The following is a 13,142-nucleotide window of genomic DNA, read 5'->3' on the forward strand; positions in this document are numbered from 1 at the left end:
GCTGACGCCTACTGTGAGCGGCATGGCACCAAAGAAGGTCTTCGGCATCGTGCTCGCTGGCGGCGAGGGGAAACGGCTCATGCCACTCACGGCCGACCGGGCGAAGCCCGCAGTCCCGTTCGGCGGGAACTTCCGTCTCATCGACTTCGCGCTGTCGAACCTGGTGAACTCCGGTCTGCAGAAGATCGTCGTCCTCACCCAGTACAAGTCGCACAGTCTCGACCGGCACGTCGCCGAGACCTGGCGCATGGAGGGCCTGCTCGGGTCCTACGTGGCGTCGGTCCCCGCGCAGCAGCGACTCGGCAAGCGCTGGTTCGCCGGTTCGGCCGACGCGATCCTGCAGTCGCTCAACCTGCTCCGCGACGAGCGTCCCGACATCGTCGTCGTGGTCGGCGCCGATCACGTGTACCGGATGGACTTCCACCAGATGGTCGAGGCGCACATCGCCTCGGGTCGCAGCGCCACCGTCGCGGCGATCCGTCAGCCCATCGAGCTCGCCGACCAGTTCGGCGTCATCCAGGTGGACGCCGACGACCCGACGAAGATCGACGCCTTCCTCGAGAAGCCGAAGAACCCGGTCGGGCTCGCTGACTCCCCCGGCGAGGTCCTCGCCTCGATGGGCAACTACGTGTTCAACGCGGACGCCCTCGTCGACGCGGTGCTCCGCGACGGCCAGGTCGAGTCGTCCGCGCACGACATGGGCGGCGACATCGTCCCCGACTTCGTGGACCGCGGCGACGCCGGGGTCTACGACCTGCAGCGCAACGAGGTCCCCGGGTCCACCGACCGTGACAAGTACTACTGGCGCGACGTGGGGACGATCGACTCGTTCTTCGACGCGCACATGGACCTCATCGCCCCGGTGCCGGTCTTCAACCTGTACAACCAGGACTGGCCGATCTTCAACCAGCAGACGAACCTGCCGCCGGCGAAGTTCGTGCGGGACGCCAACGGCAACACCGGTTCGACGGTCGACTCGCTCGTGTCGCTCGGCTGCCTGGTGTCGGGCGCACAGGTCGAACGCAGCATGATCGGCCCGTGGTGCGGGATCGACTCCGGCGCGAAGGTCCTCGACTCGATCGTCTTCGAGCGGGCGACGATCGGCGCCGGTTCGGTCGTGAACCGGGCGATCCTGGACAAGGACGTCGTCATCGCGCCAGGAGCGCAGGTCGGCATCGACCGTGAGGCCGACGAGGCCCGCGGCTTCACCGTGACCGAGTCGGGCATCACCGTGGTCGGCAAGGGCGTCCGCGTCGACGCGTAGCGTCGGCCGGTCGCGTCGACACCGACGAACGGACGGACAGGAGGCACGGCTCGCGTCACGGACGCGGGCCGTGCCTCCGTCTGTCGGTACCGTTGGTCCGTGCCCCGCTTCCTCGTCGTCCTCGATGCCGATTCCACCCTCCTCGAGGACGAGGTGATCGAACTCCTCGCTGACACCGCCGGGACCCGGCCACAGGTCGCGGCGATCACGGAGCGCGCCATGCGCGGGGAGATCGACTTCGCCGAGAGCCTCCGGGAGCGTGTCGCGACCCTTGCGGGCCTCCCGGTCGACGTCTTCCGACGCGCACAGCAGGCGGTCCGCGTGACGCGGGGTGCCGACCAACTCGTCCGCGGCGTGCACGCCGCCGGTGGGACCGTCGGTGTCGTGTCCGGCGGCTTCCACGAGGTCCTCGACCCGTTCGCCGAGCAGCTCGGTCTCGACCACTGCCGGGCGAACCGACTCGAGGTGGCCGACGGCGTGCTGACCGGACGTGTGCTCGGCGACGTCGTGGACGCGCACGCCAAGGCCGTCGCCCTGCGCGAGTGGGCCGAGGCCGACGGCGTGGACGCGGTCCGCACCGTCGCGATCGGCGACGGGGCGAACGACCTCGAGATGATGCGCGTCGCCGCCCTGTCGGTGGCGTTCGACGCGAAGCCGCGCGTGCGGGAGCAGGCGGACGTCGCCGTCGTGGACCGCGACCTGTCCGCTGTGCTCGCGACGCTCGGCCTGCGCGGCTGACGCTCCGCCGCTCCTCGCAGCCGAGCCTCGCGCACGGCGACACTGCTCGGCCCGCGCGGCCCGAGCAGTGTCGCTCAGCCCGAGACTCGGGCCTGGCAGGCCGAGCCGGGGGCGCCGGGCGGGCTGGCTAGTGGCCCATGCCGAGGCCGCCGTCGACCGGGATGATCGCGCCGGAGACGTAGCCGGCCCCGTCGCTCGCCAGGAACAGCGTGGCGTCGGCGACGTCGTCGACCGTGCCGTAGCGGGCCGCCGGGATCGCCTTCTTGAACTCGGCCTGCAGCTCGTCGGACAGCGCGGCCGTCATGTCGGTCTGGATGAACCCGGGCGCGACGACGTTGGCGGTGATGCCGCGCGAGCCGAGCTCACGGGTGATCGACCGGGCCATGCCGACCAGGGCGGCCTTCGACGACGCGTAGTTGACCTGGCCGATCTGGCCGTAGGCGCCGACGACGCTCGACATGAGCACGATGCGGCCGAACTTCGCCTTCATCATGCCCTTGGTGGCGCGCTTCACGACCCGGAACGTGCCGGTCAGGTTGGTGTCGACGACGCTCGTGAAGTCGTCCTCGGACATGCGGAGCAGCAGCTGGTCGTTCGTGATGCCGGCGTTGGCCACGAGCACCTCGATCGGTCCGAGCTCGGCCTCGACCTGCGTGAAGGCGGCGTCCACCGAGGCCGTGTCGGTGATGTCGGCCTGCACGGTGAGGGCCCCTTCGGGTCCGCCCTGTCCGCTGCGCGACGTGACCGCGACGCGGTGCCCGGCGGCGACGAAACGCTCGGCGAGGGCGTGGCCGATGCCGCGGTTGCCGCCGGTGATCAGGACGGTACGGGGGGTGCTCATGGTCGCTCCGTTCGGTGGTGGTGTGCGGTCGTGTCGTGCCGACGGGTCGGCGGACACGCCCGGACGAGCGTAGCGGAGCCAGCACCGCAGCCCGTTCGCGCGCGGCGCACCCACGATCGGCCCCGGAGGCTTAGGCTGGACCACGGGTAGACGGAGACCATCTGTATGAAGAGCACGCACACCAGCATCACCACGCTCCCGGATTCGCCGGAGCTGGACCGGGCGCACCGCCTGTCCCGCTACGTGTGGCAGATGGCGATCCGCGTCGTCCTCTTCGTCGTGGCCGTGCTCGTCTACTCCATCTGGCACTCCTGGATCGCCGTCGTGCCGATCGTCCTCGCCGCCGTGATCCCCTGGGTCGCCGTGATCGTCGCGAACGCCGGCAGCCGGACCGAGAGCGACATGATCTCGCCCGCGGGTGGGATGCAGCTCTACGACGCGGTCGACCCCGGCCTCCGCGAGCAGCAGGAAGAGGACCGGGCCCAGGCCTACCGCGACGAGCAGGACCGCCTCCGGCAGCAGGCCCAGCACGCGCAGGACGAGTGGCAGCGCAACGGCGACCGCTCGAAGATGTGGGGACCCCGCTGATGGGCGCGACCTTCGACCTGCACACCGAACCGGGCTCGACCCCCGTCTGCTCCCGAGCCGGCTGCTCCAACACGGCAGCGTGGCGGGTGAACTGGCGCAACCCCCGGATCCACTCCGCCGACCGCGTGAAGATCTGGGCCGCGTGCGAGGAGCACCGCGACTTCCTCGCCGACTACCTGCGGTCCCGCACCTTCCCGGTGCGCGTCACCGGCATGCACGAGGACGTCGACCGGCTCGACGACGAACGCGATCCGGCCTCGTCGCCGAAGAACGACGTCGGGGTGCGCTCCACCGGCACCGGTCGATGACCGACGACTTCGACCCGCACTCCCGGTACGGCCGGAAGCACGCTGCCAAGCTGCAGCGCGCCGCCGACCACGCCCGTCGCTCCGTGCCGGACGGCGAACGCCCCACCCAGGACCCGGACGAGCCCTTCGTCGGTTGGCACTTCGTCCGCAGTCGCCGCTGGCTCGGGTACTTCGCGATCGCCGTGGCCTTCGCGATCGTCTGCGCCCTGTTCGGCATGTGGCAGTGGGACCGCCGCAACGAAGCGGTGCGCCAGAACGAGCAGGTCGCCCAGAACTACGACCACACCCCGGTCCCCCTCGACCAGGCGCTGCCGACGGCGTCGAGTTGGCAGGACGAGCAGGAGTGGCTCCGCGTCTCCGTGACCGGCCGCTACGACATCGACGCGCAGCTGCTCGTCCGCAACCGCGTGCACAACGGCCAGCCCGGCTTCGAGGTCCTCACCCCCCTGGTCACCGACGACGGCCGGGCGTTCATCGTCGACCGCGGCTGGGTCCCCACCGGCAACGCGCAGGACGCCCCCGACCACGTGCCCGCTCCCCCGTCGGGCGAGGTCACGGCGATCGTCCGGCTGCAGCAGAGCGAGCCCCGGATCCCCGGCCGTACCGACCCCGCGCACACGGACCAGGTGCAGTCGGTGACACTGGCCGACGTCGCGAAGAAGGTCGACACCCCGATCTGGACGGGTGCGTACGGCGAGCTCGCCTCCGAGTCCCCCGCCCCGACCGAGGCACGCCCGCTCGGCTGGGAGCGTCCCACCGCCGACACCGGCCTGCACCTGAGCTACTTCATCCAGTGGTTCCTGTTCGCGGCCGGCGGCTTCGGGTTCCTGGCGTACGTGATGGTGCAGGAGTACCGGAACCTCAACCAGGACGACCCGGAGGAACGCGAGCGCGCCCAGGAGCGGCAGCGCCGCAAGGACGCCAAGCCGAAGACCGACGCCGAGATCGAGGACGACCTGATCGCGTCCCGCCGCTGACGCGCGCGCTTGTGTGCGCGCGTCGGCGCACCGTGCGCACCTCGTGACCCCGTGCGCGCTTCCGCGCACCGTGCCCCACTGCAAGCGCGCACCCAGCCCACAACGCCGCACCGGACGGCGAACCCGGCACCGTGCGGACAGGCTCCGCCTGGCCGCCCGGCTGCCCTGCCGGCCGACCGGCGTCAGGCGAGCTCGATGAGCTCCGCGTAGTCCTTGTTCCAGTGGTCCTCGGTACCGTCCGGCAGGAGCAGCACGCGCTCGGGGTTGAGCGCCTCGACGGCACCGGCGTCGTGCGACACCAGGACGACGGCGCCCTCGAACCCGGCGAGGGCGTTGAGGATCTCCTCGCGCGACGCCGGGTCCAGGTTGTTCGTCGGTTCGTCGAGCAGCAGCACGTTCGCGCCCGAGACGACGATCATCGCGAGCGACAGACGCGTCTTCTCACCACCGGACAGGACCCCGGCCTTCTTGTAGCCGTCGTCCCCGGTGAACAGGAACGAACCGAGCACGCGACGGGCCTCGGTCTCGTTGAGGTCGGTCGACGCCGACACCATGTTCTCGATCACGGTGCGGTTGATGTCGATGTTCTCGTGCTCCTGCGCGTAGTACCCGATGCGCAGACCGTGGCCGGGCTGGATCTCACCGGTGTCGGGCAGGTCGGCGCCCGCCAGGATCCGGAGCAGCGTCGTCTTGCCGGCACCGTTGAACCCGAGGATGACGACGCGCGAACCGCGGTCGATCGCCAGGTCGACACCTGCGAAGATCTCGAGCGACCCGTAGGACTTCGACAGCCCTTCGGCCATGAGCGGCGTGCGGCCGCACGGGGCCGGCGTGGGGAAGCGGATCTTGGCGACCCGGTCGGCGACGCGCTCGTCCTCGAGACCAGCGAGCAGCTTGTCGGCACGCGCGACCATCTGGTGCGCCGCGGCGGCCTTCGAGGCCTTCGCACCGAACCGAGCGGCCTGGTCCTTCAACGTCGCGGCCTTCTTCTCGGCGCCGGCGCGCTCCTTGCGGCGACGCTCCTCGTCGGCGACGCGCTGCCGCTGGTAGAGCTTCCAGCCCATGTTGTAGATGTCGATGGTCTGGCGGTTGGCGTCGAGGTAGAACACGCGGTTGACGACCTCTTCCACGAGCTCGACGTCGTGGGAGATGATGATGACGCCGCCGGGGTAGGTCTTCAGGTGCTCGCGGAGCCACACGACCGAGTCGGCGTCGAGGTGGTTCGTGGGCTCGTCGAGGATCATCGTCTCGGCATCCGAGAACAGGATGCGCGCGAGCTCGATGCGACGACGCTGACCACCGGACAGGGTCTTGAGCTGCTGGTCGAGGATGCGGTCCGGCAGCTTGAGGTTCGATGCGATCGACGCCGCCTCGGCCTCGGCCGCGTAGCCGCCGAGCGCGTTGAACTGGTCGTCGAGCCGGCTGTACCGGCGCATCGCCTTCTCGGCGACGGCGGTGTCCTCGCTCGCCATGTCGAGCGTGGCGAGGCGGATGCCCTCCACGAGCTCACCGAGCCCGCGGGCGTCGAGGATGCGCTTGCGCGCGGTCTCCTCCGGGTCGCCGGAGCGGGGGTCCTGCGGCAGGTAGCCGATCTCACCACCGCGATCGATCGTGCCGCCGTTCGGCTGCGTCTCGCCCGCGAGGGCCTTGGTCATCGTCGTCTTCCCCGCGCCGTTGCGGCCGACGAGTCCGATCTTCTCGCCCTTCTCGACACGGAAGGACACGTCTTCCATGAGGAGACGAGCTCCGACGCGGATCTCGAGTTCGTGCACGGCAAGCACAGTGGACGTCCAATCAGTTGGTGGGTTTGCACAACGACGTGTGCGTGAGGTGCACCGCTACGCTGACGGGACCGATGGTTCCGAACGGGACCAGCAGTCCATTCTAGGAGAATCCATGACGAACGCCACCGGGTTCGCTCCCCGCGCAGTCCTCGCCGACCGTCTGCGGACGCACGGGCTGGCCACGAACGCCGCCCTCGTCGCCGGCGGAGCCCTGTTCACCGCTGCGATGGCACAGCTCGAGGTCCCGATGTGGCCGGTCCCGATCACCGGGCAGACGCTCGCCGTCGTCCTCGTCGGCGCGACCCTGGGTGCCCGCCGCGGCATGCTCTCGCTGCTCGTCTACGCCGTCGCCGGCCTCGCGGGTGCGCCGTTCTTCGCCGACATGACCGGCGGCCTGCAGGCCCTGGCCGTGCCGAGCTTCGGCTACGTCATCGGGTTCATCCCCGCCGCGGGCGTCGTCGGTTGGCTGGCCCGCCGCAACTGGGACCGGCACTTCGGGCGCGCAGCCGTCGCGATGCTGCTCGCGAGTGCCATCCCGTTCGTGACCGGCCTGCCGTACCTGGCGGTCGTGCTCGGGCAGCTCGGCGCACCGAACGACCTGCAGTCGGTGCTCGCCGCCGGCCTGTACCCGTTCATCGTCGGTGGGATCGCGAAGGCGCTCATCGCCGCGGGCATCGTGCCGCTCGCGTGGAAGGCGCTCGGCCGCCGCTGACGCTGCGCACGACAACGGCCCCGCACCGATCGGTGCGGGGCCGTTCTGCGTCCGCAGGCGGCGGGGTGACGGGCTGCCAGTGCGGTCACGACTCCCCGCCAGCCGGACGTCGAGTGGTCACCTTCCGTCGCCCGGAGCTCGGTCGGCCGACAGAACGTGACCACTCGACGAACGTGAGCGGGCGGTCGCGACCGATCGGCGGCGCGCCCCGCGCGTGTCGCGACCACGGACAGACGGGAGGCCCGGTGCCAGCTGGCACCGGGCCTCCCGTCTGCGGTGTGGTCGCGACTAGATCGCGAACCCGAGCGCGCGCATCATCTCGCGCCCGTCGTCGGTGATCCGCTCCGGACCCCACGGCGGCATCCAGACCCAGTTGATGCGGAAGGCGTCCACGATGCCGTCGAGGGCGTTCGCGGTGTCACCCTCGATGACGTCGGTCAGCGGGCAGCCGGCACTCGTCAGCGTCATGCTGATCACGAGCGCCGAGGCCTCGTCGTCCCAGGCCAGGTCGTAGATCAGGCCGAGGTCGACGATGTTGACGCCGAGCTCCGGGTCCTGGACCTCCTTCAGGCCCTCGACGACCTCGTCGAACTTCTCCGGGGCGAGTGCCGCGATCATCAGGCCTGCGCCTCTGCGGCGGACGCCGCCGCGGCCTGCACGTAGCGGTCGTAGCCCTCGTTCTCGAGGCGGTCGGCGAGCTCCGGGCCACCCTGCTCGGCGACCTTGCCCGCGACGAACACGTGCACGAAGTCCGGCTTGATGTAGCGGAGGATGCGCGTGTAGTGCGTGATGAGCAGCACGCCCAGGCCGGTCGCGGCCTTGGCGCGGTTCACGCCCTCGGACACGATCTTCAGCGCGTCGACGTCGAGGCCGGAGTCGGTCTCGTCGAGCACGGCGAAGCGGGGCTTGAGGAGCTCGAGCTGCATGATCTCGTGACGCTTCTTCTCGCCACCGGAGAAGCCCTCGTTGACGTTGCGCTCGGCGAACGACGAGTCCATCTTGAGGTCGGCCATCGACTGGCGGAGCTCCTTGATCCAGCCGCGCAGGGCCGGGGCCTCGCCGTCGATCGCCGTCTTGGCGGTGCGGAGGAAGTTCGACACCGTCACGCCGGGGATCTCGACCGGGTACTGCATCGCCAGGAACATGCCGGCACGGGCGCGCTCGTCGACGCTCATCGCGAGGACGTCCTCGCCGTCGAGGGTGATCGAGCCACCGACGACGTTGTACCGGGGGTGCCCGGCGATCGTGTACGCCAGCGTGGACTTGCCGGAGCCGTTCGGCCCCATGATCGCGTGGATCTCGCCCTCGTTGATCGTGAGGTCGACACCCTTGAGGATCTCCTTGGTGCCCTGATCGGTGTCGATCGAGACCTGGAGGTCGCGGATTTCCAGAGTGGACATTGCGTGGGTTCCTTCGGTTTTCTGTCGTGTCGCGGACGGGCCGCGGAAAGTGTGGGGGCCGGGAGGCGGTGTCAGTCGACGGGGACGGGGTCGTGCACGTCGACGTAGACGTCGCCCTCGCGCACCTCGACCCGGAACACCGGGACGGGCTCGTACGCCGGGAAGTTCTGCGGCTTCCCCGTGGCGAGCGAGAAGCGGGAGCCGTGGGCCCAGCACTCGAGCGTGTCGCCCTCGATGAACCCCTCGGCCAGCGAGATGTCCCCGTGGGTGCAGGTGTCACCGATGGCGTGCACGGTGCCGGACGAGTCCTTCACGATGGCCACCGCGGTGCCGTCGACGACGGCGCGCATGGGGCTGTCCACCGCGATCTCGGACTCCGCGCAGACCTTCGTGGGCATCAGGCGTCGGCCTCCGCCGGCGCGACGATCACCGAGCGGCCCTCGGCGAGCTCCTGCTCGACCGCGGCGATGAGTCGTTCCTCGAGCTCGGGCGCACCGATCTTCTGGATGACCTCGACCAGGAAGCCGAGCACGACGAGACGACGCGCTTCTTCCTCGGGGATGCCGCGGGCCTGCAGGTAGAACAGCTGCTCGTCGTCGAAGCGACCGGTCGCACTCGCGTGGCCGGCGCCCTCGATGTTGCCCGTCTCGATCTCGAGGTTCGGGATGCTGTCGGCACGGGTGCCGTCGGTCAGCACGAGGTTGCGGTTCTGCTCGTACGAGTCGGTGCCGTCACCGGCGCGACCGATGAGCACGTCACCGATCCACACGGTGTGCGCGCCCTTGCCCTGCAGCGCGCCCTTGTAGTTGACCCGACCGCGCGTGTTCGGCGCGTCGTGGTTCACGTAGACCTGCTGCTCGATGTACTGACCGGCGTCGGCGAAGTACACGCCGTACATCTCGGTGTCGGCGCCCTGCGCACCGAGGTGCGTCGAGGGGTTGACCCGGATGACGTCGCCGCCGAGCGAGACCACGACGTGCTTCAGGAAGGCGTCGCGGCCGACCTCGGCGAAGTGCGTCGAGACGTGCACCGCGTCGTCGTCCCAGTCCTGCAGGCTGACGACGGTCAGGCGTGCGCCGTCCTGCACGACGATCTCGATGTTCTCGCTGAGCAGTGCGCTGCCGCGGTTGTCGAGCACGACGATGCCCTGGGCGTGCGGCTCGGCCGTGATGACCGTGTGCGCCGCTCGGGGCTGCGTGCCGAAGTCGGAACGCGTGATGGTGATGAACTCGTGCGCCTCGGTTGCCTTGACGGTGACGGCGAGGACGGCGTCGCGCGCGGTCCACGCAGCGGCCGCTGCACGGTCCTCGGGCAGACCGGCGGTCCCGACGCGGGGGTCGTCGCTGCGACCCCACTCGACGTCGGCACCGTCGGACTGGCGGGCGAGGAACCGGTATGCGGATCCGTCGAGACCACCGTCGAGGAGCGGCTGGAGCTTCGCCAGGGGCGCGAACTTCCAGTTCACCTCGCGGCCGGTGACGGTCGGGAACGCCTCGAGGTCGCCGGACTGGAACCGCTCGGAGCGGGTCTGGACCGGGATCTTCTTGTCCGGGGCGTCCCAGCCGCCGTCGGAGTGGGCTCCGGCGCCGTGCTGTTCGGCACCCTGGGCGGGTGCCGCGGGCTCGATCGGCTGGTCGATGTGGGGAGGGGTGGTGCTGGACATCTAGCCGACGGATCCTTCCATGCTCATCTCGATGAGCTTGTTGAGTTCGAGCGCGTACTCCATCGGGAGCTCGCGGGCGATCGGCTCGATGAAGCCACGGACGATCATCGCCATCGCTTCGTCCTCGGCCATGCCGCGGGACATCAGGTAGAAGAGCTGCTCCTCGCTCACGCGCGAGACCGTGGCCTCGTGCCCGAGCTGGACGTCGTCGACGCGGATGTCGATCGCCGGGTACGTGTCGCTCCGGCTGATCGTGTCGACGAGCAGCGCGTCACACCGCACGGTGTTCGCTGCGTGGTGCGCCGCCGGGTCGACCCGGACCTCGCCGCGGTAGCCCGCACGACCGCCGCCACGGGCGATCGACTTCGAGACGATCGACGACGTCGTGTACGGCGCCATGTGGATCATCTTCGCGCCGGCGTCCTGGTGCTGGCCGGGGCCGGCGAACGCGACGGACAGGGTCTCGCCCTTGGCGTGCTCACCGGCGAGGTAGATCGACGGGTACTTCATCGTCACCTTGGAGCCGATGTTGCCGTCGATCCACTCCATCGTGGCGCCCTCGTGCGCGATCGCACGCTTGGTCACGAGGTTGTAGACGTTGTTCGACCAGTTCTGGATCGTCGTGTACCGAACGCGGGCGTTCTTCTTCACGATGATCTCGACGACGGCCGAGTGCAGCGAGTCCGACTTGTAGATCGGGGCGGTGCAGCCCTCGATGTAGTGGACGTAGGAGTCCTCGTCCGCGATGATCAGCGTCCGCTCGAACTGACCCATGTTCTCGGTGTTGATCCGGAAGTAGGCCTGGAGCGGGATCTCGACGTGGACGCCCTTGGGGACGTAGACGAACGAGCCGCCGGACCACACGGCCGTGTTCAGCGCGGCGAACTTGTTGTCGCCGGCCGGGATCACGGTGCCGAAGTACTCCTGGAAGAGCTCGGGGTGCTCGCGGAGTGCGGTGTCGGTGTCCATGAAGATGACACCCTGCTGCTCCAGGTCCTCGCGGATCTGGTGGTACACGACCTCGGACTCGTACTGCGCGGCGACACCGGCGACGAGGCGCTGGCGCTCGGCCTCGGGGATGCCGAGCTTCTCGTAGGTCGCGCGGATGTCCTCGGGGAGGTCCTCCCACGACTGCGCCTGCTTCTCGGTCGAGCGCACGAAGTACTTGATGTTGTCGAAGTCGATGCCCGTCAGGTCGGCACCCCACGTCGGCATCGGCTTGCGGCCGAAGAGCTGCAGGCCCTTGAGCCGGTTCTTGAGCATCCACTCGGGCTCGTGCTTGAGGTTCGAGATGTCGGTGACGACCTCGTCCGAGACCCCACGGCGGGCCGAGGCTCCGGCCGAGTCGGAGTCGGACCAGCCGAACTCGTATTGCCCGAGCCCTTCGAGCTCGGGACGGTCGATGAGCACGTCGGACATGGTCTCCTCGTTTCCTTCTCGCGGGGCAGCGTCTTCAGGTGTGAACCCGTGGCGTCTGGACGCCATTCCACCGCAGACCGCCGACAGGCGGACACGGTGCTGCTCCCTCGCAACGACAATGGTTCCACGCAGTCCCTGGATCGATCGGCGATCTCGGCCCATTCGGAGCCGGCGCCTGCCTAGACTTGACTGCTGCTGAACCCTCGAATCCTACAGGTTCACTGCACGGAACAACAGGAAGGCACCACCCTCGTGACTCGCGTCGGACCCCCCGTCGACCAGGATCTCCGGACCGCACGGTGGTGGTCGCTCCCCCGGGTCGTCGACCGCCGGGTCATCGCGCTGGCGTGGGCCTCGTTCGTGGTCGAGGTCGTGTTGATCGGCACCGGCGGCCTCGTCCGCCTGACCGCGTCGGGCCTCGGATGCCCCACCTGGCCCAAGTGCACGGCCGATTCGCTCGTCTCCACGCCCGAGATGGGCATCCACGGGATCATCGAGTTCGGCAACCGACTGCTCACCTTCGTGCTCGTCATCGTGGCGATCGCGATGTTCCTGGCGGTCGTCCGGATGCTCCGCACGCGCCCCGAACTGTTCTGGCTCGCGTTCGCTCAGGGCGTCGCGATCCCGGTCCAGGCCGTCATCGGCGGGCTCAGCGTGCTCACGAACCTCAACCCGTTCGTCGTCGGGCTGCACTTCGTCGTGTCCGCCGCCCTGACCTCGGTCACCGCGGCCCTGGTCTACCGGACGATGCACGGCCCGCGCACCAGCCACCGCCTCGTTCCCGGCTGGTACACCGGCGTCGTCCGCGGCACGGTCGCCGCCGTCGTGGTCACCGTGCTCGTCGGCATCCTGACGACCGGCAGCGGCCCGCACGCCGGTGCCGACGAGGCCGTCGACGGCGGCATGCTGCACCGCACGGGCTTCGACCCCGCGGTGATGGAGCACGTGCACGCCTGGCCCGCGTACGCCCTGTTCGCGCTCACCCTCGTGCTCGTCGTCGGCGCCGTCCGGCTCCGGATCTCGAGCAAGTGGGCGCTGTTGCTGCTCGTCGTCGAGTTCCTGCAGATCGCCGTCGGTCTGACCCAGGCCCGCACCGGCCTGCCCGTCGGGCTGGTGGGCACGCACATGGTGCTCGCCGGGCTGCTCGTCGGAGCCACCACGGCGGTCGTGCTCGCCACGCGCGCCAGCGCCGGTCGCGAGGCCGTGCGCGAACCACTCGACGCCGCCTGACGCCCGGGCGCGTCGCACGCGCCACACCCGTTCTGCGACACCCCACGAGTCGATGGACTCGTGGGGTGTCGTTCGTTGCACACGCATCGGGTACGTGCGCATGGTCCGTCAGTCCACGCGACGATCGACCGGTGGATCGTCGCAGAACGCGTGCGCCCCGCGCCCACGTACGCACGGGGCGGCCGGGAGGCCCGTGGCGGCGCCGCCACGGGCCTCCC

The 13,142-nt window shown here is 69.8% G+C and carries 14 protein-coding genes; 7 read left to right on the forward strand and 7 right to left on the reverse strand.

The features are described from left to right. Positions 1-22: 22 nt before the first annotated feature. Both glgC and serB read left to right on the forward strand, forming a co-directional pair. On the forward strand, positions 23-1,264 hold the full coding sequence (gene glgC, locus ITJ69_RS18560) for a glucose-1-phosphate adenylyltransferase (RefSeq protein WP_123294454.1): 1,242 nt from the start codon (positions 23-25) through the stop codon (positions 1,262-1,264). Positions 1,265-1,363: 99 nt separating this feature from the next. Beyond that, positions 1,364-2,002 (forward strand): phosphoserine phosphatase SerB, encoded by a 639-nt coding sequence (serB, locus tag ITJ69_RS18565; RefSeq protein ID WP_111083977.1) that lies wholly within the window; start codon positions 1,364-1,366, stop codon positions 2,000-2,002. Between the two features lie 127 nt (positions 2,003-2,129). On the opposite strand, the gene fabG is transcribed toward serB, so the two are convergent. Beyond that, complete coding sequence (gene fabG / locus ITJ69_RS18570; protein WP_027465673.1) at positions 2,130-2,843, reverse strand: 3-oxoacyl-ACP reductase FabG; 714 nt, start codon at positions 2,841-2,843, stop codon at positions 2,130-2,132. Positions 2,844-3,008: 165 nt separating this feature from the next. Between fabG and ITJ69_RS18575 the strand changes: the two genes are divergently transcribed. From ITJ69_RS18575 to ITJ69_RS18585, 3 genes are read left to right on the forward strand one after another with little or no spacing between them, the layout of a single operon-like run. After that, entirely contained in the window at positions 3,009-3,431 is a 423-nt protein-coding gene (locus ITJ69_RS18575) for a DUF3099 domain-containing protein (RefSeq protein ID WP_194673632.1), read from the forward strand. Further along, positions 3,431-3,739, forward strand: a complete 309-nt coding sequence (locus ITJ69_RS18580) for a hypothetical protein (RefSeq protein WP_374114431.1) — start codon at positions 3,431-3,433, stop codon at positions 3,737-3,739. Before ITJ69_RS18575 ends, ITJ69_RS18580 begins: the two co-directional genes overlap by 1 nt. Further along, the gene (locus tag ITJ69_RS18585; RefSeq protein ID WP_194673633.1) at positions 3,736-4,716 is read left to right on the forward strand and encodes an SURF1 family protein; all 981 of its coding nucleotides are present in this window, start codon (positions 3,736-3,738) and stop codon (positions 4,714-4,716) included. Before ITJ69_RS18580 ends, ITJ69_RS18585 begins: the two co-directional genes overlap by 4 nt. A 182-nt stretch (positions 4,717-4,898) precedes the next feature. Here ITJ69_RS18585 and ITJ69_RS18590 read toward each other — a convergent pair whose 3' ends face one another. Beyond that, entirely contained in the window at positions 4,899-6,497 is a 1,599-nt protein-coding gene (locus tag ITJ69_RS18590) for an ABC-F family ATP-binding cassette domain-containing protein (protein WP_123294378.1), read from the reverse strand. Positions 6,498-6,612: 115 nt separating this feature from the next. Between ITJ69_RS18590 and ITJ69_RS18595 the strand changes: the two genes are divergently transcribed. Further along, a complete protein-coding gene (locus ITJ69_RS18595; RefSeq protein WP_123294377.1) occupies positions 6,613-7,212 on the forward strand; it encodes a biotin transporter BioY in 600 nt (199 codons plus the stop codon). A 288-nt stretch (positions 7,213-7,500) separates the two neighbouring features. Here the strand turns inward: ITJ69_RS18595 and ITJ69_RS18600 are convergent, their stop codons facing one another. From ITJ69_RS18600 to sufB, 5 genes are all read right to left on the reverse strand, one after another. Then, positions 7,501-7,830, reverse strand: a complete 330-nt coding sequence (locus tag ITJ69_RS18600) for a metal-sulfur cluster assembly factor (protein WP_111083972.1) — start codon at positions 7,828-7,830, stop codon at positions 7,501-7,503. After that, positions 7,830-8,612, reverse strand: coding sequence for a Fe-S cluster assembly ATPase SufC (gene sufC, locus ITJ69_RS18605; protein ID WP_111083971.1), 783 nt, complete (start codon positions 8,610-8,612; stop codon positions 7,830-7,832). Before sufC ends, ITJ69_RS18600 begins: the two co-directional genes overlap by 1 nt. Positions 8,613-8,683: 71 nt before the next feature. Then, positions 8,684-9,010 carry a non-heme iron oxygenase ferredoxin subunit gene (locus ITJ69_RS18610; RefSeq protein WP_111083970.1) on the reverse strand — a complete coding sequence of 109 codons (327 nt, stop codon included), beginning with the start codon at positions 9,008-9,010 and terminating at the stop codon, positions 8,684-8,686. Further along, the gene (sufD, locus tag ITJ69_RS18615) at positions 9,010-10,275 is read right to left on the reverse strand and encodes a Fe-S cluster assembly protein SufD (RefSeq protein WP_216833920.1); all 1,266 of its coding nucleotides are present in this window, start codon (positions 10,273-10,275) and stop codon (positions 9,010-9,012) included. Before sufD ends, ITJ69_RS18610 begins: the two co-directional genes overlap by 1 nt. Further along, positions 10,276-11,694 carry a Fe-S cluster assembly protein SufB gene (gene sufB, locus ITJ69_RS18620; protein ID WP_111083968.1) on the reverse strand — a complete coding sequence of 473 codons (1,419 nt, stop codon included), beginning with the start codon at positions 11,692-11,694 and terminating at the stop codon, positions 10,276-10,278. A 252-nt stretch (positions 11,695-11,946) separates the two neighbouring features. Here sufB and ITJ69_RS18625 point away from each other — a divergent pair, with 252 nt between their 5' ends. After that, positions 11,947-12,924, forward strand: coding sequence for a COX15/CtaA family protein (locus ITJ69_RS18625; protein ID WP_111083967.1), 978 nt, complete (start codon positions 11,947-11,949; stop codon positions 12,922-12,924). Positions 12,925-13,142 lie beyond the last annotated feature (218 nt).

Source organism: Curtobacterium sp. VKM Ac-2887, from assembly GCF_015350935.1.
GTDB lineage: Bacteria > Actinomycetota > Actinomycetes > Actinomycetales > Microbacteriaceae > Curtobacterium.